This window comes from Shimia sp. NS0008-38b, from assembly GCF_040370365.1.
Classification (GTDB): domain Bacteria; phylum Pseudomonadota; class Alphaproteobacteria; order Rhodobacterales; family Rhodobacteraceae; genus Shimia.
The window spans coordinates 995533-1016407 of the sequence record NZ_BAABWQ010000002.1 but is presented as its reverse complement, the minus strand read 5'-3'; the positions used below and the strand labels follow the sequence as shown (position 1 = coordinate 1016407).

Genomic DNA, 20875 nt, shown 5'->3' with positions numbered 1-20875 from the left:
GTGACTTGCCATATCTGGCCGCCACAGCAGTCAGATTGGCTTATGAAAACCAGATCCCGCGATACATCTTGCACTCCTTCTCATGGTTGAGTCGCTGTTATGCTGTCTGAGCGTTGCCGCTTAGTCAACATCGGATTTACCATAGTTTTGTGACGTCGGTATCACGTCGGTATTGCGACTGTTTCACGGAGGTGCGCCGCTTGTGTCTCAGGAAAAGGCAAACACAACGCGCGTTACCGTTGCTCCGCGCCAACGGCGCGGCCGGGCCCAAGGCTTTTGGTGTCAGCCAAAAGGGGCGGGAGCCCCGGCTTGCGAACGTTTTCAGTCCAGACTGTCGAGAAGTTGGGATTTGCTGAGCAGGAAGCCCGAGCCAATCCAACGCGCTTCCAACTCTTTGAGCGCGGTGCCCAGCGCGGCGCCCTGAAACTGCGCCATCAGATCACCAGGGCGGATCGGAAACTCCGCCTGCGCGCCCGCCTCTGCCTGTTCAAGCTGTGCGGAGTCCCATGGCGTTTCCAAAACCGCAGCGCGCAGCAAAAGAATGGAGCGCGCCGCCGCAACGCCATGGCGATAGCCAAGCGCGCCGGCACCCTCCATCGATTCCAAACCAGCGCGCAGGAGGTCTCGCGACCGGCTCGCCTTCTTTGACAGACGCAATGCGGTTTCCACACCCACCCCGCCCAGCGCAGTGAGGCGTCTGATCGGATCGATGGGCACGTGATTGACCTCTTCCAGATGCACCAGAGGCGCCAAAGCCCTGTCATCGGTGCCCGGTAGGATCTGCGACAACACTCCGGTGCTGCGCATGGCCGCCACCGCAGGCGCAGGATCATCGGCACCCATGAGCTTTAACACCTCAACGCCGACTCGTTCTTTGGACAACGACAAAAGACCTTCGGTGTTGGCGGCAATGGCTGCCAATGCCTCCGGGTCCATGCCGTCTTCTGCATCGCCATAAAGGGCGTGGAAACGGAAGTAGCGCAGAATGCGCAGGTAATCCTCACAAATGCGATCTTGTGCATTGTCTATGAACCGCAGGTGACGCGATTGCAGATCCGCCATGCCGCCGAGCGGATCAACCACGGTGCCATCGCTGCGCGCATAAAGCGCGTTCATGGTGAAGTCACGGCGGTGCGCATCATCCTCAACCGAGTCAGAGAACGCCACCACAGCGCGCCGACCATCGGTGTCGATGTCGCGACGAAATGTTGTGATTTCATGCGGAATGCCATCTGCAACCACCGTGACTGTGCCATGATCCACACCAGTAGGAATGGCGTGCAGCCCTGCAGATTTGGCCAATGCCATCACCTGTTCGGGGTGTGCATCTGTGGAAAGATCAATGTCATTGACCGGCGCGCCCAAAAGCGCGTTGCGCACGCAGCCTCCAACAAACAGAGCTTGGTGGCCATGTGTCTCTAACATGGCGCAAACGGCCTGTGTTGCCGGGTTGGTCAGCCACTCTCCACTTATCTTCATGACACGCTCACCCGTTCTGCCAAGCCCCGCAAAATACGCGCGGTCGCGCCCCAAATGTAGTAGGGTCCAAATGGCACAGTGTAGTAGTGGCGCCGTTGTCCTTGCCAGCGGCGTGATTGTATCAAAAACCGGTTGGGATCGGTGACATGCGCGAGGGGCACGGAGAAGACTTCTTCGACTTCACCGGGCTCGGGGATCACGTCGAATCTGTCTCTAACATGGCCCAAAACCGGGGTGACCAGAAAGCTCGTCACCGTTTCATGAGTGGGCAAAGTGCCCAATACATCGACATGTGCCGTGGGCAGTCCAATTTCTTCGTGGGCTTCACGCAGCGCCGCCGCGACCACATCCGCATCTCCCTCATCTTGTTTGCCACCGGGAAAGGCTATTTGCCCCGGGTGATGCTTCAAATGGCTGGCGCGTTTGGTGAGGATGACATGTGGCGTGTCTTGTCGCATCTCTATTGGCACCAACACCCCCGCCGGGCGCAGTTTGCGCCCTTTAGGAAGCACAACATCGGGATTGAGATCAAAGTCAGAAGAGGCCGCGCTGTCTGCTGACAACGCGGCCTTGATATGGGCGAGTGGATCAGACGCCGGTGGCATCTGAACCGGACGTTTTGGCGTCAAATCCCACCGTAGCGGGATCAAGATCGTAGTGGGTGCCGCAGAATTGGCAATCGGCGGTCACACGGCCTTCTGGCGTGGTCATTTTTTCGATGTCTTTGGCCGAGTAGATCGACAGCGACTGACGCACGCGGTCCTCAGAGCAGGTGCAGCCAAATTTCACCGGCTGTGCATCATAAACGCGAGGGGATTCTTCGTGAAACAGTCGCACCAACAGATCCGTGGGCGGCACGGACGGACCAATCATTTCCAGATCTTCGACGGAATCCAAAAGGATATTCGCTCGGTTCCAGTTTTCTTCATCGTCCTCGTTCAACACGTCTTTGGCCAAGAGCAGGCCACCTTCGCCGCTGCCGCCTTCACCGGAGACATGTGGGCTTGCTTTGGGCATGTGTTGCAACATGATGCCACCCGCACGCCAATGCTCTCCCACGCCAGGCTCAATAGATTTGCCAAACTTCAGAGAAAAGCGCGTGGCCAACTGCTCTGACTGGGCAAAGTAAGCTTCCGCAGACGCCTGAAGCGACCCACCGGCCAGCGCAGAGATGCCTTGGTATGGCTGGGTTCCTTCGCCCTGATCAATCAGAACGGCGAGGTAGCCGCCACCCAGTTGTTCAAACGGTGTGCCATCTGTGAGACGGTCCTCATCAAAGCTCGCATAGGCGCGAATGCGTGCGATATCACCTTCCTTCTGCGGCGCGTAATAGTCCGTCGCGATCATCCGCACAGGGCCATCGGTCTGCACCTGCAGCGATAGTTTCCAGCGCAGGCTGATGGTTTGACCAATCAGCGCGGTCAGAAGCGCCATCTCGGCCACCAGCGCCTCAACCGTCTCCGGGTAGGCATGTTGTTTCAGCACACCCGAAAGCACACCATCCAGACGGGCCACACGCCCGCGAATATCAGATTTGTCCAACTGGAACGGCAGCACAGTGTCGTCCCAGGCAATTTTGCTTGCAGCGTTCATGGGGTTTCCTTATCGGCCTTCCCTTGCCATACCGCGACTATATAGGGCCAGCAAGGGCGACAAAAAGGGGTTTCATAAATGATACCACGTTTCGGGACACCACCACACAAAGACAAACGCTATACATTGCGCCCGGGTGCCTATGCTGTGCTGCTGCGCGAGGGGCAGATGCTGATCACACATCAATCAGCACCGTTCCCCGAGTATCAGCTGCCCGGGGGTGGCATCGATCCCGGAGAAAGCCCTGTGGTGGCGTTGATGCGGGAGGCCTATGAGGAGACCGGGTATCGCCTCACAAAGCCACGGCGATTGGGGGCGTTTCGCCGGTTCACCTACATGCCGGAATATGATCTTTGGGCCGAAAAGCTGTGCACCATCTATGTCGCAACACCAACGTTGCGTCTTGGCCCACCAAGCGAACCCGGGCACAAAGCGGTTTGGATGGATGTGGCTGAGGCCATTGCGGTGCTTGGAAATGACGGGGATCGCCACTACGCGTCGCAATTTTTGCCGTAAGAAGGCTTATGTGCCGCGGTATTCCAACAGGATGCCGGACACATCGTCCGGGAATCCCTTGCCGCCTGAAAATTCGTCCAGTTTCCAGACCATGGCCTGAAGCGTGTTTTCGAGTTCATGATCCTGTAGATCAACCATCATCGCCGCAAGCCCCTCTTCGCCCAGCATGCCGGTGCCGGTGTCCGGACACTCTGTCACGCCGTCTGACAGCAAAAACAGCCGGTCACCTGCATTCAAATCGATCGAGAACTGCTCATACTCTGCGCCCGGTATCAGACCGACCGGCAATCCGCCGGGCCCGTCTTGTTCGATGGTGCCATCGGCACGCTGCACGACAGGATGCGGATGTCCCGCTTGGGCCAACACCACGCGACCCGTGGCCAGATTTACATCCGCCAAAAGCATCGTGAAGTAATGTTCGGTTTCCATCTCATCCAAAATGATCTCATTCAGACGCGCCACCACTTGTTCCGGTGGCAGATGGGTATGGGTGCCATCCGGCAGCACCTGCATCGCAACGTTGTGCTCAGGCGAGGTTGCCGAGAGGTACCCCGCCAGACGCGCAGTGATCAGCGCGGAGCTGATGCCGTGGCCAGACACGTCAATCGCATACAGTCCAATCCGTGTGTCGGTGATTTTATAGTGACCCACCAGATCACCACCCACATGGCCAGAGGACTGCAACAACAAAGATACAGAGCCGCGGCCGAAATCCCGGAACCGTTCCGGCACCAAAGACTGCTGCAACTTCTTAGCGGCCAAAAGGTCGTTATCCAAAGAGTCGTACAACCGCTGAAGTTCGTCCAACGTTTCGGAAATCATTTTGTTTTTGTCGGTCAATTCCCGCTGCATACGCAAAATACGTTCTGCCGCAGAAATCCGGGCGCGCAACTCATAGCCATTGACCGGCTTGGTCAGGAAGTCATCCGCTCCGGCATCAAAGCCCTGCGCAACCTCGGTCTTTTCGCTCTTGGAGGTCAGCAGAATGAAGTAGCCGTATTTCTCGGTCTTCAACTCACGAAACGCACGACAAAACTCCAGTCCGGACATGCCAGGCATCATCCAGTCCGAGAGGATCAAATCTGGCGGATCTTCCCGACAGATATCGAGCGCTTCTTGTCCAGAAGCGGCCTCGATCACATCATACCCATCTCGTTTCAGAGACAGGCTCAGGATACGGCGTTGCACACGGCTGTCGTCTACCAACAGCACGCGCTTGATCACCCCAACGTCTGGGGCGACATTTTCCACCGATTGAACAGAGGTCGTTGACAAAACTCCTGAGCCCTTGTTGATATTTTGACTTATTGCGTCAGACATATAATGTCGTCGCTACTTAACATGCCGTCAAAAGTAAAAATGAGATAGTTCAAATTTTATCGGCTAGGATTTGTTAACACTTTTTTGCCATTCTGTTGGGGGAATTTATGAGGAAGTACCCATGATTGACTGGGAACGGGTAGAAGAGCTGCGCAGCGAGATCGGCGCGGAAGACTTCGGTGAAGTGGTGGAACTCTTTTTGGACGAAGTCGAGGAGGTCATCGGCCGCCTCCGCGAAGGGGCCGATATCAGCAATCTCGAAGCGGATTTGCACTTCCTCAAAGGAGGAGCTCTGAACCTTGGATTCCGTGCTTTTTCTCAGCTTTGTCAAGCAGGTGAGGCCGCAGCAGCGGCGGGTAAAGCCGATACAGTTGACCTGTCTGCGATCTTGAATGCCTTTGCGGAAAGCAAAGATGTTTTTTCTCAAAAACTCGCGGCTGCGTAACCCCTGATACGCTGTGAGCGGGCGTGACATCGCCGCTCTTGGTGTTGCTCAAATGCACAGTCGCTGAGTCAGAAAAGCCTGATGGCATCACGTCATACGGGCATTTCTGATTCGTTTTGCCTGTCCGTCGGATGGTTTTCCTCCAAAACGTCGGCGTTTTTCGGCCTGTCGCGACACATCAGAGCACAAATTGGCCTAAGGTTTCATCGTTGGTGATGTCAGTATAAGTCATGCCAGCCTGTTCGATGCGACGGAACAAAGCTTCGAAATTCTGCGGGCTGGATGTTTCAATACCGATGAGAACCGACCCAAAGTTGCGCGCCGATTTTTTCAGATATTCGAACCGGGCAATGTCATCTTCCGGACCAAGGGTTTCCAGAAAATCGCGAAGCGCACCAGGACGTTGGGGCATGCGCAAGATAAAGTATTTCTTCACACCAGAGTAGCGTTGCGCACGCTCTTTGACTTCGGGCAGGCGTTCAAAATCAAAGTTCCCACCTGAGGTCACGCAGACCACGGTTTTGCCTCTGATCTGGTCTGCCACATCGACAAGTGCATCCACAGCCAAGGCACCAGCCGGCTCCAGCACGATGCCTTCAACGTTCAACATTTCCAGCATGGTGGCGCAAATGCGATCTTCCGACGCCGCCAGCACATCGCTGAGATTCATGTCCGACAGGCGCGCAAATGTCTTGTCGCCAATCCGCGCCACAGCGGCGCCATCCACGAAGCCATCCACATGCGCAAGGCTCACAGGTGCGCCCGTTTCAAGCGCGGCGGCGAGGCTCATACCGCCTTCGGGTTCGACTAAAGTATAATGCGTGCTGTGCCCAAAAAAGCTGCGCACACCCGCAGACAGGCCGCCGCCGCCTACAGGAAGGATGATATGATCGGGCGCAGACCCCAGCTGATTCGATATTTCGACGGCCACAGAGGCCTGCCCCTCGATCACGTCTTCGTCGTCAAATGGGGATAAAAAGGCGGCACCGGCTTCTGAGCAATAGGTTTGGGCCGCTGCCAATGTGTCGTCAAAATAGTCGCCAACCAGACGAATTTCGACGTTGTCGCCACCAAAGACTTGGGTTTTGAAAATCTTCTGTTGTGGCGTGGTGACCGGCATGAAGATCACCCCCTGAACGTCAAAATGTTTGCACATGTAAGCGACGCCTTGGGCATGGTTGCCCGCGCTGGCACAAACAAAAATCGTCTGATCCGGGGCGCTGACCCGAAGCTTGCGCATGGCATTAAACGCGCCGCGCAGTTTGTAGGACCGCACGGGTGTGAGATCTTCGCGCTTGAGCCAGATATCGGCGTCAAAACGGGCAGAAAGGTGGGCATTCAGCTGCAGAGGCGTGGCGGGAAAAACGCTGCGCATGGCGGCTTCGGCAGTGCGGGCACATTTACGAAATTCGCTCATGTGCCCTGAGTGGCCGAAGCCAGAGGTTTTGGCAAGGGTCAGTCGACGGAGCGGCCTTCAATGAAGTGGCCATATAGGGTGGTTAGGGCGCTGATGTTCAGTACAAACAGAACACTTGAACAAAGGAGGGAAACCAAACTTCCAATTGCCATCGAAACTCGGGATGCAACGGCGACAACCTGATCGACAGCAAACCCAACTGAAAATAGAACTAATAATAGAATTGCGATTGCGCTCGTCGCTCCTTTGGTTGCGGAGAAAGCTTCCATTATTCCCAACCGTTCGCCTATGGCAGCGGCAGGAAGAACGACAACCAAGCGATACATAAGTACAGACACACCAAACGTCATGACTATCTTAAAAATGGAGAACGCCTCCAACGAGTGCGACAACGCCAGAGTTCCGATGCTGAAATAAAAGGGGGCGGCGACAGCGAGGCACAAAACAATAAGTATAAGGCTACGACTGAAGTATGAAAGCATCAGCTCTCTACGAAGTGGAGGAACCCAGCTTGTTGGGGTTTCCTCTAGCAAAACGAACCGATGCCAGGAGACCACCGTCCAAAGAAAAACAAGGACGAGCAATATGGCAGCGCTCAGGAGAGTGAAAAGCTGAGCGACGGAGCTGCCAAAAATAGATGACGATACGCCCCCAAGAGCGACGATTGCCGCCGCCCCGAAAATCACTGGAACCAAAAAAAAACTTTAAGCACCTCGCGCCAATTCCCAACAACCATGTTCAGCGCATGTTTGAACAGTTTCCAACCCTGCATTTAGTACCTCTTGTAGCTCGTATTTTTGGTTTATTTGTTGCGACGTGCTCAACAAGCCCACAACCCGGTGCCTGCGTTCACGCTTTCAACGTCTGTACCAAAGCCGCCTAGGTTTTGTCGCCTAGGTTCTCACGGCGCACCCCATGGCGGCTTTGGCAAGGGTCAGTCGATCGGGCGGTCCTCGACGGCAACGCCGTAAAGGGTGGTCAAAAAGCTGATACCCAACAAGATATAGAGCCAATTGATCGCCAAAATTAAAACACCGCCGAGCATGGGGATAAGGCCACCAATGAAGGCCCCCAAGAGAGCCAATGCAAAAATGGTCCCAACAAATACCACCATCGCGCCCAAGATCGATCCAGACAGCGGTTTGGTGGCGGCCCATGCCTCTTTCATTCCTATTTTGTTGCCGATGGCACAGGCAGGTAAAATGGGAGACAGACGATAAAATGCCCAACTGCCTGCAATAGCAACGACTACGACGGCTGCGATGGCCAAAATAGGCGCCCAAAAGAGTGCACCGCCAACAAGGATCGCTACGAAAACAGTTGCGAGGCCGACCACAAGACCAAGCAACACGCCATAGCCAAAGTACGCCAGTATGCGCCCGCCATAGAATGTCGGCACCACACCATTGGGATACTCTTCGAGCAAGACAAACCGATGCCACGCAACTGCAACCCACAACGTGGCAATCATGGTCAGCAGTTGGAAAATCAATGAAGACGCCGGAGGCGAATTTGGATTTCCGGGATCAAAGTCCATAAGGAAGTAGTCGGGTCCATACAAAATCAGCGCCACTATGAGCACCGCGAGCAAAGGCGAAGACAGCCGCAGAGATTGATGTAAATTGCCAAATATCAATCGTAAAGATTGCCGTAGAAGAGTGAAGCCCTGCATAAAACATCCCAAAGTTTAGCTGAAATCAAAGTTTTCGCGCTTATCTGATCCAGATTTCTCGACAAATGCAAGTCTGACAACCCGGTCTCCTTGCCCACAGGGCCAAAACCCGTTATCGCGCGTGCGATATATGGACGAAGGGAAGTTACATGTCGGCTCCGAAGAAAGTTGTGCTGGCCTATTCCGGTGGCCTGGATACCTCGATCATCCTGAAGTGGCTGCAAACCGAATATGGCTGTGAGGTGGTGACCTTTACCGCGGATCTGGGTCAGGGCGAAGAGCTTGAACCTGCGCGTCAGAAGGCGGAACTCTTGGGTATTGCACCCGAAAACATCTACATCGAAGATGTGCGAGAAGAGTTTGTGCGCGACTTTGTTTTCCCAATGTTCCGCGCCAATGCGGTCTATGAGGGCCTGTATCTGCTGGGCACATCTATTGCGCGCCCGCTGATCTCCAAACGGTTGGTTGAGATCGCTGAAGCGACTGGTGCGGATGCGGTGGCGCATGGCGCAACCGGCAAAGGCAACGATCAGGTGCGCTTTGAGCTGGCAGCCTATGCGCTCAACCCGGACATCAAGGTGATAGCACCTTGGCGTGAGTGGGACCTGTCTTCGCGCACCAAGCTGTTGGAATTCGCAGAACAGCATCAAATCCCTGTGGCCAAAGACAAACGTGGCGAGGCACCATTCTCCGTGGATGCGAACCTGTTGCACACGTCTTCTGAGGGCAAAGTGCTCGAAGATCCAGCCGTGGCCGCGCCAGATTACGTGTACCAGCGCACCGTGCACCCTGAGGACGCGCCAAACGAGCCGGAATTCATCGAGATCGGTTTTGAGAAGGGCGACGCGGTCAGCATCAATGGCGAGGAGATGAGCCCAGCCACAATCCTGACCAAGCTGAATGAATATGGCGGCAAACACGGCGTTGGACGTTTGGACCTTGTTGAGGGCCGCTTTGTGGGCATGAAATCCCGCGGCATCTATGAAACGCCGGGCGGCACGTTGCTGCTTGAGGCGCACCGTGGAATCGAGTCGATCACCATGGATCGCGGCGCGATGCACCTGAAAGATGAGCTGATGCCGAAGTATGCAGAGCTGATCTACAACGGTTTCTGGTACTCGCCAGAGCGTGAAATGCTGCAGGCCGCGATTGACGCAAGCCAAGAGCACGTGACCGGAACCGTGCGGTTGAAGCTCTACAAAGGCTCCGCGCAAACCGTGGGTCGCTGGTCAGATCACTCGCTTTATTCAGAGGAACATGTGACCTTTGAAGATGATGCAGGTGCCTATGATCAGAAAGACGCGGCGGGCTTCATCCAGTTGCAAGCGCTGCGTCTGAAATTGATCGCGATGCGCAACAAGCGCACCGGCGGGTAAGCAAGCAGACATCACATTTTATAGGCCTCGCTTCAGACTTGAGCGGGGCCTTTTTTGTGCCTGCTGTTTGGACATTGGCCCGCTTTACGAGAAAAGGCTTTGAGAAGCGCACTCTCCCCGTCTAGGTTTTTGAAAACACTACAAAGCACTCGACTTCCAAAAATGCCGGGGAGGGCTGTCGGAATGGGGACGATCACCAAGGTTCTGGTGGCCACAGCATTCGTGTTGCTGAGCGCCTTCGCCGCACTCTCTCAAGAGGAACCTGCCCCAGCAGACGGTCCTCCAACTATGGATGATGCGACGTTTATTCAAACCGTTGAGGTTGATGGCGAGCCGCTGTTTGCTGTGCGTGGTTCCACCGCTTTGCCCGCAGAAGAACGTGCCGCGCTTGTCACCAAACGCATCACAGAGGTGGCCAGTAGCAGCGAAGCTGTCAGTGTGGAAATGCGCGTTGAACGGAGCGAATTGGGGCTATCGATTTTTGCTGACAACACAATGGTGTCCGTCACCACGCAGGCCGATGCAGACTACGAGCAAATGGACGTTGATGTGCTTGCGGCGTTGCACGCCGACTCTATCAAAGAGGCCATTGTTTCCTATCGCGCCAACCGCACAGACGAGGCTTTCTCTCACAGCACAATCACCGCACTGATGTGGAGCGGTGTGTTTGGAATCTATTGCATCGTCTTGTTCTGGCTCAGAAAACGTGTGCCGCGTTTCATCGCCGGAATCGTGGAGCATCAAACGCGGGGGCTTCAGCAGGCCACAGGCGACATTGTCCAAAGTCAGGCGGTGTCAAACATTGCCAAGTTCTTAATACGGCTGTTGGTTGATGTGACTCTGTTCACGGGGTTTTACTATTACCTGTCGTTTGTTTTGCACTCCTTTCCCAACACCCGGCCGGTCGCAGAATTGTTGATCCGCTATGTGACCGATCCAATCTTGGGGCTGCTGCATGGGTTTGTGGGCTATTTGCCCAACTTCATCACCATTGCCATCATTGCCGCTGTGACTCGCTGGATGATCAAAGGTGTCTATTTGTTTTTCGAAAGCGTCGATCAGGGGGTGGTGGAACTCAAATCCTTTGAAAAACACTGGATTTGGCCTACTTATAATCTGATCCGGGGCGGGTTGATTTTGACCGCTGCGGTGATCTGTTTCCCCTACATTCCGGGTTCAGATTCCGCTGCGTTTCAGGGGCTGACCATCCTGGTTGGTGTCATGGTGTCTTTGGGATCAAATTCGGTGATTTCCAACGTGCTTGCCGGTCTGTTTGTGCTCTACAAACGCTCAATGAACATCGGAGATCGCATCCGCGTTGGCGACTACTATGGAGACGTGATGCAAATTCGGCTGATGGAAACATACCTTAAGTCGGTCAAAAATGAGTTGATCTCGATCCCCAATGCGACGCTTTTGAATTCTGAAGTGATCAACTATTCCAGCAAGATCGACGGAAAAGGTCTGCTTTTACACACCACCGTGGGCATCGGTTATGAGGAGCCGCGCAAGAAGGTAGAGGCCATGTTGGTGGAGGCCGCGCGGCGCACCAAAGGTCTCAAAAATACGCCTGCGCCATTTGTGCTTGTCACAGGTCTCTTGGATTTTGCGACCAATTATCAGATCAATGCGTTCACGACGCGTGGATCGTATTTGCCTCTGTTGCTCAGCGAATTGCACAAGAACATCACCGATGTGTTCAACGAAAACGGTGTGCAGATCATGACGCCCAATTACGAAGCAGACACGCCAGAGCTGAAAATTTCTGACAGTGAATGGGACGAACCTCTGGCGCATCAAACCTCCAAGGACGCCTAAGAAAGCCGTCACTTCCAAACTCTCAGCGACAAACAACGTCACCTGAGCGGAAATTAACGTTCCGGTAAGGGTCGCCACGTAACCCTTGCGTCAACGCAGACTCTGCGATCCATCTTTGGTATCAACTGTTTATAGGACAACACCCTCATGCTGGCAGATATTACAGCCCAAATGGCCGAAAACCTCAAAGACCGTACGTTTGACGGTACATTGAAATTTGATTGTGGGGACGCTGGTGTGGTTGTGCTCGCAGATGGCACCGCATCACAAGACGACCGGGACACAGACTGTACTGTATCAATTTCCGAGGACAATCTTGTGAAACTGCTGGCTGGTGATCTCAAACCCACCACGGCGCTGATGTTGGGCAAACTAAAAGTGTCCGGCGACATGGGCACCGCGATGAAATTGGGCCAACTGCTCACCTAAGCTGCGGCTTTTTAAAGGTCAAAATGCTGCGGCGGGCTCTCTGGCGATCTTGCTGAGAGGCCCTAATACCGGCAGTGGGCCGGTCATTGGGGCGCAGACAGCAACATGGACGTCGCCGCGTCAAACCGGCTCGCATCGTTTTCGGTATGCGCGATCATTTGTGCCCCTTCCAGCATTGCTAGGGTGGCGGCGGCTTGTGCGGAAGGCGCTGCGGTTGTCGCAAGAGTTTTGTCATCGCACGCCTGCTTATAAAGTCCTTCCAGCCAATCCAGCATCATGCCACGAAATGCGCGCATCTCGACTATGATGGGCTCTGCAAGGTTGTCGCGGCTGACCGACATTGCCACGCAAAGGCACATTGACTCTCCGCCATTCAGGGCAGCGCGATATCGTGCCACCACAGCCTCCAGCTTCGCACGGGCGGTCAATCCGTTTGCATCCATCTTGTTCAATTCGTCGCCAAGCGTCTTTGCATACCGCTTCATCAACGCGACACCCAAGGCGGCTTTGCCAGGAAAGTGATAGTGGATCGAAGCGGTCTTGATATCATTGGCCAGCGCCATGTCGGCAAAGCTCATGCCGTCAAACCCGCGTCGCCGCACCAGATCTTCGGCGCTGTCTAAAAGCTGTGTTTTCCGGTCCATCACATTCTTGTCTCACTACGAATAGGTCGCTCCAACCGTTAGTACATTCTGTCCGGTTAGGCCACGCGCGACAATGCCAGCGGCTTCCAACGCACCTTCAAGATATCCGCCAAAGCTTGGGGCAACCTCCGTACCGGCAAAGAAGATGCCATGGTTTTCAAGCGCCTTAAGCGCGGGAGGCATCCCATAGCTGGGATGCGCGTAGACCGGGATATGGTCAATTTTGGTAGCAGTGTGTGCATCAAAGGCCCAGTCTTTCAGAAACACTGCGCGGGGATTGCCGGCATTTGGCCCAAAGAGATTCACAAGCTGTTCAACCGATGCCCTTTTCAACATCGCCTGATCCTGGCGCGTTTCGGCGGGCACACCAACAAACCCAAAAAGCGCAAACGGTTCACCCTCAGCTGGCGACGCATCGTGGATTTCGACCATCGGGCCACGTCGGCTCATCACATCACCGGACAAGCCCGCCGCACGCCAAAACGGATTATCATAGACAGCGACAATTTTTGCCTGACCTGCCATCCAGGTTGGCACATTCTGCATGATCTGGCGGGTCTGGGCGTCCAGCGTCGGCTCAAACTCAATGGTGTCTTGCGCAAGCCGTGGAGGCAGCGCGATGGCAATCCGCTGTGCTTTGATCGTCCTCAGACCTTCGAGGGTGTGCACGACAACAGTATTTTTTGTGATGCGCGTTGCGGCGGTCTGCAAATGCAGCCTCTCGCGGGGCAGCGTATCGGCAAGCGACGCAATCAAACCGCCAAGACCTCCCGCGACACGCAGCGAACCTTGCATGGAAGCAAAACCACCTCCACGTGCGACACGGCCGTGCTCATCTTCAACGCACAACGCACCCTCGGAATATTGCTCAAAAATCGATAGGCCCAAATCAAGCGTCAGTGCCGCCATCCGGGGCTGACCGGGCCAGAACCATGCGGGGCCAAGATCATAGTACCCCGCGCCGACATGCCCGGTCTTGATGCGCCCGCCGAAGCGGTCCCGTGCCTCCAGCAGCTGAAAGTCGACACCCGCATGCAAAAGATGCCGCGCAAGCGTCAGACCCGCAAGTCCGCCACCGATGATTGCCACATCGGTTGTTAGATCGTCCTGCAACATCAAAACCTTTCGCTTGCGGGGCGCAATTCCATCTCATGCGACCCGATTGATTTCGGCTGCTGTGTGATCTGCCAATGCGTTGCGGCAATGTCCGCGGATGTCATCATGTTTACGGACCAATGCTTTGAAATTCGCGTGACCTTGCTGTGTCGATGCTACCGCTCAGACTGACATGCGCCACAACGGCCAGAGGTTTGTGTGACGATGTCACGACCTAGGCCGCAGGCGCTTTGGCAAAGGGTAGATGTCCGGTTTTCATCCAGACCTTTGCACCTTGCGCCCCGGACACCGCGTTGAGCGGTGTGCCCTCCGGCAGTCGCAACCATGAGCCTTTGCGCAGCTCATCACCACCTTCAGACATAGAGCCTGCAATCATCAACACCTCAATCCCTCCGGGTTCTTTGACCGTGAGTTCGGCACCGGGATCTAGATGGTAATAAGACACCTCTTCGCGGTCGTCCTTGTGCAGCACAGCTTTGGCAACGCCGTCAACCGGCGCGCCCAGTTCGTCTGCCATCTGTTTGCGGAATTGGGTACGGTCACCCATGTCGAACTGCCATAGTTTCACGAAGATCGTGCACCCCAGTTCTGAACCGGGCGTGTGGCTGGTGGTTGGAGGGTTGCGCACATAGGTACCTTCGGGGAAGTCGCCATGTTCGTCTTGAAACACACCGTCGAGCACGATGAATTCTTCTCCGCCCGTATGGGTGTGTGCCGAAAAATGGCTGTCAGGTGCGTATCGCACAATGGTCGTCGCACGGGCCACCTCGTTGCCGATGCGGTCGAGCATGCGCCGGTCTACGCCGGGCATCGGTGAGGTGATCCAGTCGATTGCGTCGGAATGTACCAACACCCGCGCGTCAAAATCAGCATTCAGTTCCATTGCGATATCCTTTTGAGCGTCATCATTTTGCTTCCCCGTTTTTGGTTTCAAAGGTGAGGTTAACCAGAGACCGAGGGCCGCGCGGACACCTTCGCACGCCAAGCAGATAGATTTGTAAGATTGGCCGGGATATCGATTTGCGCAAAGTCCGCAAAAGCAAGTCCCGCAAAAGCCGTGATGTCGGCCATCGAGAACGTGTCGCCTGCAAGAAAGTCGTTTTCGTCAAGAACGCTGTCCAAATAGGCCATGGTGCGTGTCGCAACGTCCTTTCGTTTGTTGCCCCACTCTGCGCACTGGTCGGTTTCCAAGTCAGGGCCGAGGCCGGGGGTTGCGTGATGAAAATAGTCTCCAACCGCGTTCAAAAGACCCGATTCAGCACGCAAATTCATCATCGAGATTCGTGCGCGCTCTTGCGGGGTCCTGCCGGTCAGAAGAGGGCCATCAAACGTGCCATCGATATACTCGGTGATCGCAGTGCATTGTGAGATGTGGCTGCCGTCATCTAACTCAAGGCAGGGCACAACAGCATCCGGGTTTTTCGCTTTGAACGCATCGGTTCGATGTTCACCTGCCATGACATCGACGGGGATGAACTCGACCTTATCGGTCGCTCCCTTCTCCGCCAGTGCAATCCGCACACGTGCAGGATTTGGGAAACCTTCGACGTCATAGACCTTCATGCTGATTCTCCTTGTTGAGCTGGTAAGATGCAATCTACCTACTATTAGGTAGATTGCTTTACAAGGCCTCTCGAAATCAGAGGTCAATTGGACCGCGACAACGTCTTAAGACGTTTGAAAGTTGAGAGGTCCGTTAGGGTGGAAAACCGCTCGGTGAGTTTGTGTTATTCAATCGCGCTGACGCTCACCGCATCACCGAAGGTGTGGCCCGCAAACGGGCAACACCTTTTCTCCAAATGCCCCCTAAATCCGACGGGCTTTCATCTCTTCATAGAGCGGCAATGCGGCTTCCAACACGGGCTGCAACGCATCCGGTACCTCCGGCAAAGGGCCCTCGGCGCCGGCAAATCCTGTGGAGTTCCAGACGGCCCCGTACCAGTGTCTGGCCCAGACACCGTCGTCCTTGTGACCACCCTTGGGCCAATTTAACATTGCCTCATGAAAGTCCAACCCAATGGCATCACACATTTTTTCCAAGACATCCTGCGGGTTTTCGCGAATATCATGGCTGTCGACCACAACCGGTGTCTGGCCCCAGCCAGCGACCATTTGCATCAACTCTGCCTGCTGTGGAAACCCAATATCGGTCAAGGTGGGGTTTTCTCGTTTGGCGGCATAGGATGCAATCACCCGCGCTGGGTGGCGTAACAGGAACACATTCTTCACCTCGCGCATCCAGTCACGTGGCACACCCTCAATCATATGTTGCGTCATATGTTTCTGGTAATAGTGCGTTTTTCCATCCGGATTGGCATCGGTCAGCCCCGCGGCCACCATCTTGGGGTCTTGGTCTTGAGACGCCAAGATCTCCGAACGCATCGGGTGGTCTATGCCGGTCATGGCCAGATAAGCGGCGTAAAAAGGTTCATCCACCACAGCGCAATCAGACCGATTTCCAAAAGCGTACATCATGGCAGTGGAAAGATTGCGGGGGCCGCTCCACATGGCAATTTTCATGTAGATTCTCCTGTAGGTATTGCATCGGTATCGCGACTGTTTCGCGACGGTGTGTTTTTGTGTGATCAGCTGGCTTTGGCGTCGGCAATCACGAGGTCTTTGTACAGGCCGCGAATGTGTTTGGTCATCTCACCCATGTCGCCGCTGCCGATCTGACGTCCGTCAATTTCGCCAATGGGAGTTTGCGCGCCAAAGGTTCCAGTCAGAAAGGCTTCGTCCGCCCCGTAGGTGTCGACCAGAGAATAGTTGCGTTCATACACCGGGATGCCATCTGCCCGGCAAACATCGATCACTTTTTGGCGGGTGATGCCGTTCATGCAGTAATCCCCGGTGGACGTCCAAACCGCGCCTTTGCGTACAATGAAAAAGTTACAGGCGTTGGTGGTGTTCACAAACCCATGCACATCCAGCATCAGCGCCTCGTCAGCCCCAGCTTTCTCAGCGGCAATGCACGCGAGGATACAGTTGAGTTTGGAATGCGAATTCAGTTTGGGGTCTTGTGTCATTGGCAAGCCCCGCACATGCGGCACGGTCGCGAGCCGGATTGGGCGCGGGATCGAAGGTTTGGAGTGTTCCATAATGATGGTCATGGTTGGGCCCTGTTGGCTCAGGCCGGGATGCTGAAACGGGCGGGTTTTCACACCGCGTGTCACCATCAAACGCGCATGTGCATCCGTCGTCATGTGATTGGCGATGCGGGTGTCCTCGAGCGCTTGCACCACGGCGGCTTTGTCCATACCGAGATCAAGATCAATTGCTTTGGCAGCTTCAAACAGCCGGTCCATATGCTCATCAAGGAAAGCCCAGTGGCCATCATAAAGCCGCAAGCCTTCCCAGACACCGTCGCCCAACATAAAGCCGCTGTCATAGACAGACACGACGGCTTCCGCCTTGGGCACAACTTTGCCATTCAACCAGATTTGGATCTCTTCGTTGCGCGCATCTTCTGCCGCTTGGTGTGTGGTGACGTGGTCTGTCATGTGCCTGCTCCGCTCAAATTATCGTGGTGACGCTAGCGCCGCTGACTGGTGAGTCCAAGCGCAATCTGGCGCAGCCCGTTCCTGCGCAGTTGACAGCCCTCAATTCGGTGGCGCTAGATGATATTCCCAAGTAATTGGAACACATGACTTTGACTTCTGACGATTTTCACGCTGCCAATCCATCCCAGAAACCCAGGCCACTGCTTGTGCTGGGCTCGACCGGTAAATTGGGTCGCCTGATGCGGGCATGCCTTCAATTGAACCCTGACCTTTTGTCCGGCTGGGCACCGATTTGGGCGGCGCGGCGCACAGGCGCGGGGGTCGATGTTGTGATCTCTGAGAGCACTGCGGCGTCAGACATTCCAAATGCAGACGCCGTTTTGGCACTTTGGGGTGTGGTGCCGGGACGCGGAGATCTAAGCGACAACCTGCAACTGGCGCAGCGCGCGGTAGAGATTGCACGCATCTGCGGCGCAAAGCGTGTGCTGCATTGTTCCAGCAGCGCGGTCTACGGACCGGGAAAATCCTGTTGTGAAACGGCGGTGCTGACCCCCGTCAATGCCTATGGTGTGGCCAAGATTGAGATGGAACAGAGCCTGATATCCACGCCAAACAGGGCGGAAACCACGCCACAATCTTATGTGCTGCGGCTTGCAAATGTTGTTGGGGCTGACAGCTTGTTTGACGCTATGAAAACCACCAATCCTATCACGTTGGATGCCTTTGATGTCGGCGTGAGCCCTGTGCGGAGCTACGCGACGCCGAGTCTGATCTGGCGCGCGGTGAAGGCCGTTCTTGCGCAGGAGAGCCCACCGGAAATTTTGAATGTGGCAGCGGCAAACCCGGTATCGATGCATGCCTTATTGGACGCAGCAGGGTATCCTTTTGTGTGGCAACCTGCGCCGTTTACGGCTGTGCAAGAAGTTTCGATCAATGTGGACCTGCTCCGCCGATTGACCAAACGGCAGTTGGTGATGGAGCCCGCAAATATGATTGCCGAATGGCACAAGCTAAGAGACATGGTGACATGATCGGACCGGGCACAACATTTGGACGACGCCTTATGGACCTGGGATGGGTGCTGTTGTTGCTGGTTGTCTTGTGGCCGCTTTTGATTGGCATTGCCTTACTGATTTTGATCCGGGAAGGGCGACCTGTGCTCTACGTGTCTGAGCGGATGAAGACGCCGGAGATCGGCTTTGCCCTGTTGAAGTTTCGCACGATGACCAATGTGGAGGTCGATAGCGGCGTGTCAGGCGGCGACAAGACTGATCGTATCACCAAAACCGGGCGGTTTTTGCGTCGTTACCGGCTGGATGAGTTGCCTCAATTGCTCAACATTCTGAAAGGGGACATCAGCTTTGTGGGTCCCCGGCCGCCTTTGCGCCGCTATGTAGAACGCTTTCCAGATGTGTATCGCGAAGTCTTAAAGGACCGTCCCGGTGTGACAGGGCTGGCGACGTTGATCTACCATCGCACGGAAGAGCGGCTGTTATCAGAATGTAAGACTGCGGAGGACACCGAAGCCGTCTATGAGCGATGCTGCATCCCGCGCAAAGCGCAGTTGGATATTTTATACGCGCAGTCCCGCACCTTATGTTCCGATCAGCGGCTGACGGTGGCGACCGTGTTCCGGCGTGTGAAGCCGGTTTTTCGCGCGCGCGACCATCAGTGACATGTATCACTGGAAGTCACCATGACGTGACATCCGGTTTCACGGGATTGAGCCTGAGCACTCTGATGCGCAAGATCAAAGCTGAAGGAGTGATCTGATGTCAAAGTTGCAGAATCTGAAAGCCTTGGGACTGTTTGCGGTGATCTTGTTGGGAGGGCTGATGAACGTCCAACGCGCTGACGCCGCGGGACGGGATACATTGGTGGTTGCCGGCGGGTGCTTCTGGTGTGTCGAAAGTGATTTTGAAAGTGTGCCCGGCGTGATTGAAGTTGTGTCGGGCTATGCTGGCGGCACAACCAAATCTCCGACATATAAAGATGTGACCAAAGGCGGCACGGGTCACTACGAAGTGGTAGAAATTACATTTGATCCAGACAAAGTCAGCCGGGACACATTGTTGGATTTGTTTTTTCGCTCGGTGGACCCGACCGATGCTGGTGGTCAGTTTTGTGACCGGGGTGACAGCTATCGCACGGCGATTTTTGTGACAGGCAAGTCAGAGCGTGCGCAAGCAGATGCGGCCAAAGCAAAGGCGCAAGCTCAGCTTGGTCAGACCATCGTGACGCCGATCTTGAAAGCCGGAAAATTCTATGAGGCTGAGGCCTATCATCAGGATTACTACAAAGGCAAAAAGATCGTCCTGACCCGATTTGGGCCTAAGAAACAAAGCGAGGCCTATAAACGATATCGCATGGCCTGTGGGCGCGATGCTCGGGTGAAGGCACTTTGGGGATCAGACGCGCCGTTTGTTGGGCACTGATTGACGACTGACGACAAAGGCGCGCCTTTGTGGCGTGGCCTCTGTCGCGGCGGGTGCTGCCTGTTCATAGATATTTGCGGCACAGTGAGACCGGGTTCTAGAAGCGGGCTTCGTCCACGTCTTTGAGATCAGGAATGACGTCAGCTGTGCCTTGCCGGGTCACCATCAAAGCACCAGCGCGCATGGCAAGTGCAATACATTGTTGCATGGGCAGACTGCGATCTCGGGCGGCAAGCACATATCCGGTGAACGTATCTCCCGCTCCAGTGGTGTCGACCGGTGTGACTGGCATCGCCGGGAAATCACGCGCAGAGCCATTGTGAAGCCAGCGTGCGCCATCAGCGCCCAAGGTGATTATCACGTCGGTGACGCCCAGCGCCTCGGGTTTGGTCTTGGTGGCCTCTTCAAGTTGGGCGGCCTCGATCTCATTGAGGATCAAAAAGTCCAGAAATGGCAGAACTTTTTTGGCGGCTTCCGCCTCAAACGGTGCCGCGGCATAAGCCACATAGAGGCCCAGTTTTTTGGCAATATTTGCGGATTCCACCTGATTTAGGGTCTCATTTTGCATCAAGAGCGTGTCACCAGGGGAGGCCTCGGACAAAGCGGCAGAGATGATATTTTGTGGGATCTGGTGATTGGCCCCGTTCAACAAAACGATGCTGTTTTCACCAGCTGCGTCGACAGTGATCACCGCTTGCCCCATCGGCGTGTCGGCCAGAGTGGCGACATGGCGCGTATCGACCCCAAATTCCATCAGCCGTTGTATCGCCCAAGCCCCGTCCGCACCAACTGCGCCCACATGCACCGCATGAGCGCCCGCTCGCGCTGCGGCGACGCTCATGTTCGCACCTTTGCCACCCAAACCGCGTGTCACATCAGTGGCCGCCAGTGTCTCCCCGGGTCCGGGAAGGTGCGGCACTTGATAGAAGTAATCCGCGTTTATGCTGCCGAGGTTGTAAATTGCCATGAGATGCGTCGCTTTTCCTGAAGATGATCGTTCTTATTTGATCAGATGGTCAAAATAAATACCAAATGGCCTTTCAGGCAACTGTAAACCACGTTTTGCGCTTTCCGATAGGGGTTGGGGTTTGCTATCTGAGGAGGACCAAACCTTG

Annotated in this window: 22 protein-coding genes; 8 read left to right on the top strand and 14 right to left on the bottom strand. The window is 55.1% G+C overall.

All coding sequences use genetic code 11. The annotated features are described in order from the left end of the window. Nucleotides 1–321: 321 nt before the first annotated feature. Genes ABWV47_RS11045 through hslO form a run of 3 tightly spaced genes read right to left on the bottom strand, consistent with a single transcriptional unit; the run spans nucleotide 322 to nucleotide 3072 of the window. Nucleotides 322–1479 (bottom strand): CCA tRNA nucleotidyltransferase, encoded by a 1158-nt coding sequence (locus ABWV47_RS11045; RefSeq protein ID WP_353311677.1) that lies wholly within the window; start codon nucleotides 1477–1479, stop codon nucleotides 322–324. Further along, nucleotides 1476–2084 (bottom strand): CoA pyrophosphatase, encoded by a 609-nt coding sequence (locus tag ABWV47_RS11040; RefSeq protein ID WP_353311675.1) that lies wholly within the window; start codon nucleotides 2082–2084, stop codon nucleotides 1476–1478. Before ABWV47_RS11040 ends, ABWV47_RS11045 begins: the two co-directional genes overlap by 4 nt. Beyond that, nucleotides 2068–3072 (bottom strand): Hsp33 family molecular chaperone HslO, encoded by a 1005-nt coding sequence (gene hslO, locus ABWV47_RS11035; RefSeq protein ID WP_353311673.1) that lies wholly within the window; start codon nucleotides 3070–3072, stop codon nucleotides 2068–2070. Before hslO ends, ABWV47_RS11040 begins: the two co-directional genes overlap by 17 nt. A 78-nt stretch (nucleotides 3073–3150) precedes the next feature. On the opposite strand from hslO, the gene ABWV47_RS11030 reads away from it, so the two are divergent. After that, nucleotides 3151–3588: an NUDIX hydrolase gene (locus tag ABWV47_RS11030; protein ID WP_353311671.1), complete on the top strand. Its 438-nt coding sequence runs from the start codon at nucleotides 3151–3153 to the stop codon at nucleotides 3586–3588. A 6-nt stretch (nucleotides 3589–3594) separates the two neighbouring features. Here the strand turns inward: ABWV47_RS11030 and ABWV47_RS11025 are convergent, their stop codons facing one another. Next, nucleotides 3595–4908: a PP2C family protein-serine/threonine phosphatase gene (locus ABWV47_RS11025; RefSeq protein WP_353311669.1), complete on the bottom strand. Its 1314-nt coding sequence runs from the start codon at nucleotides 4906–4908 to the stop codon at nucleotides 3595–3597. Nucleotides 4909–5029: 121 nt separating this feature from the next. On the opposite strand from ABWV47_RS11025, the gene ABWV47_RS11020 reads away from it, so the two are divergent. Continuing rightward, nucleotides 5030–5353, top strand: coding sequence for an Hpt domain-containing protein (locus ABWV47_RS11020; protein ID WP_353311667.1), 324 nt, complete (start codon nucleotides 5030–5032; stop codon nucleotides 5351–5353). A gap of 178 nt (nucleotides 5354–5531) precedes the next feature. On the opposite strand, the gene ilvA is transcribed toward ABWV47_RS11020, so the two are convergent. The 3 genes from ilvA to ABWV47_RS11005 all read right to left on the bottom strand — a co-directional run bounded on the left by ilvA (nucleotide 5532) and on the right by ABWV47_RS11005 (nucleotide 8343). Further along, on the bottom strand, nucleotides 5532–6770 hold the full coding sequence (gene ilvA / locus ABWV47_RS11015) for a threonine ammonia-lyase IlvA (RefSeq protein WP_353311665.1): 1239 nt from the start codon (nucleotides 6768–6770) through the stop codon (nucleotides 5532–5534). Nucleotides 6771–6808: 38 nt separating this feature from the next. Then, on the bottom strand, nucleotides 6809–7465 hold the full coding sequence (locus tag ABWV47_RS11010) for a hypothetical protein (protein WP_353311663.1): 657 nt from the start codon (nucleotides 7463–7465) through the stop codon (nucleotides 6809–6811). Between the two features lie 239 nt (nucleotides 7466–7704). After that, nucleotides 7705–8343, bottom strand: coding sequence for a hypothetical protein (locus tag ABWV47_RS11005; protein ID WP_353311661.1), 639 nt, complete (start codon nucleotides 8341–8343; stop codon nucleotides 7705–7707). Nucleotides 8344–8591: 248 nt separating this feature from the next. Between ABWV47_RS11005 and ABWV47_RS11000 the strand changes: the two genes are divergently transcribed. From ABWV47_RS11000 to ABWV47_RS10990, 3 genes are all read left to right on the top strand, one after another. Continuing rightward, nucleotides 8592–9818: an argininosuccinate synthase gene (locus tag ABWV47_RS11000; protein WP_353311659.1), complete on the top strand. Its 1227-nt coding sequence runs from the start codon at nucleotides 8592–8594 to the stop codon at nucleotides 9816–9818. A gap of 162 nt (nucleotides 9819–9980) precedes the next feature. Beyond that, the gene (locus tag ABWV47_RS10995; protein WP_353311657.1) at nucleotides 9981–11636 is read left to right on the top strand and encodes a mechanosensitive ion channel family protein; all 1656 of its coding nucleotides are present in this window, start codon (nucleotides 9981–9983) and stop codon (nucleotides 11634–11636) included. A gap of 147 nt (nucleotides 11637–11783) precedes the next feature. Beyond that, entirely contained in the window at nucleotides 11784–12065 is a 282-nt protein-coding gene (locus ABWV47_RS10990; protein ID WP_353311655.1) for an SCP2 sterol-binding domain-containing protein, read from the top strand. Between the two features lie 83 nt (nucleotides 12066–12148). On the opposite strand, the gene ABWV47_RS10985 is transcribed toward ABWV47_RS10990, so the two are convergent. The 6 genes from ABWV47_RS10985 to ABWV47_RS10960 all read right to left on the bottom strand — a co-directional run bounded on the left by ABWV47_RS10985 (nucleotide 12149) and on the right by ABWV47_RS10960 (nucleotide 17325). Next, a complete protein-coding gene (locus ABWV47_RS10985) occupies nucleotides 12149–12709 on the bottom strand; it encodes a TetR/AcrR family transcriptional regulator (RefSeq protein WP_353311653.1) in 561 nt (186 codons plus the stop codon). Nucleotides 12710–12724: 15 nt separating this feature from the next. Further along, entirely contained in the window at nucleotides 12725–13825 is a 1101-nt protein-coding gene (locus ABWV47_RS10980; protein ID WP_353311651.1) for a flavin monoamine oxidase family protein, read from the bottom strand. Between the two features lie 214 nt (nucleotides 13826–14039). Continuing rightward, the gene (locus ABWV47_RS10975) at nucleotides 14040–14708 is read right to left on the bottom strand and encodes a cupin domain-containing protein (RefSeq protein WP_353311649.1); all 669 of its coding nucleotides are present in this window, start codon (nucleotides 14706–14708) and stop codon (nucleotides 14040–14042) included. A gap of 59 nt (nucleotides 14709–14767) precedes the next feature. Beyond that, nucleotides 14768–15388, bottom strand: coding sequence for a glutathione S-transferase family protein (locus tag ABWV47_RS10970; RefSeq protein ID WP_353311647.1), 621 nt, complete (start codon nucleotides 15386–15388; stop codon nucleotides 14768–14770). A gap of 243 nt (nucleotides 15389–15631) precedes the next feature. Next, the gene (locus ABWV47_RS10965) at nucleotides 15632–16345 is read right to left on the bottom strand and encodes a sulfotransferase-like domain-containing protein (RefSeq protein WP_353311645.1); all 714 of its coding nucleotides are present in this window, start codon (nucleotides 16343–16345) and stop codon (nucleotides 15632–15634) included. A gap of 65 nt (nucleotides 16346–16410) precedes the next feature. Then, the gene (locus tag ABWV47_RS10960; protein ID WP_353311643.1) at nucleotides 16411–17325 is read right to left on the bottom strand and encodes a D-amino acid aminotransferase; all 915 of its coding nucleotides are present in this window, start codon (nucleotides 17323–17325) and stop codon (nucleotides 16411–16413) included. 143 nt (nucleotides 17326–17468) lie between these two features. On the opposite strand from ABWV47_RS10960, the gene ABWV47_RS10955 reads away from it, so the two are divergent. From ABWV47_RS10955 to msrA, 3 genes are all read left to right on the top strand, one after another. Next, nucleotides 17469–18356 carry an NAD-dependent epimerase/dehydratase family protein gene (locus ABWV47_RS10955; protein ID WP_353311641.1) on the top strand — a complete coding sequence of 296 codons (888 nt, stop codon included), beginning with the start codon at nucleotides 17469–17471 and terminating at the stop codon, nucleotides 18354–18356. After that, nucleotides 18353–19000, top strand: a complete 648-nt coding sequence (locus ABWV47_RS10950; RefSeq protein ID WP_502959696.1) for a sugar transferase — start codon at nucleotides 18353–18355, stop codon at nucleotides 18998–19000. Before ABWV47_RS10955 ends, ABWV47_RS10950 begins: the two co-directional genes overlap by 4 nt. A 97-nt stretch (nucleotides 19001–19097) precedes the next feature. Beyond that, a complete protein-coding gene (gene msrA / locus ABWV47_RS10945; RefSeq protein ID WP_353311637.1) occupies nucleotides 19098–19760 on the top strand; it encodes a peptide-methionine (S)-S-oxide reductase MsrA in 663 nt (220 codons plus the stop codon). A gap of 97 nt (nucleotides 19761–19857) precedes the next feature. Here msrA and ABWV47_RS10940 read toward each other — a convergent pair whose 3' ends face one another. Beyond that, nucleotides 19858–20727 (bottom strand): ribokinase, encoded by an 870-nt coding sequence (locus tag ABWV47_RS10940; protein ID WP_353311635.1) that lies wholly within the window; start codon nucleotides 20725–20727, stop codon nucleotides 19858–19860. Nucleotides 20728–20875: the final 148 nt, after the last annotated feature.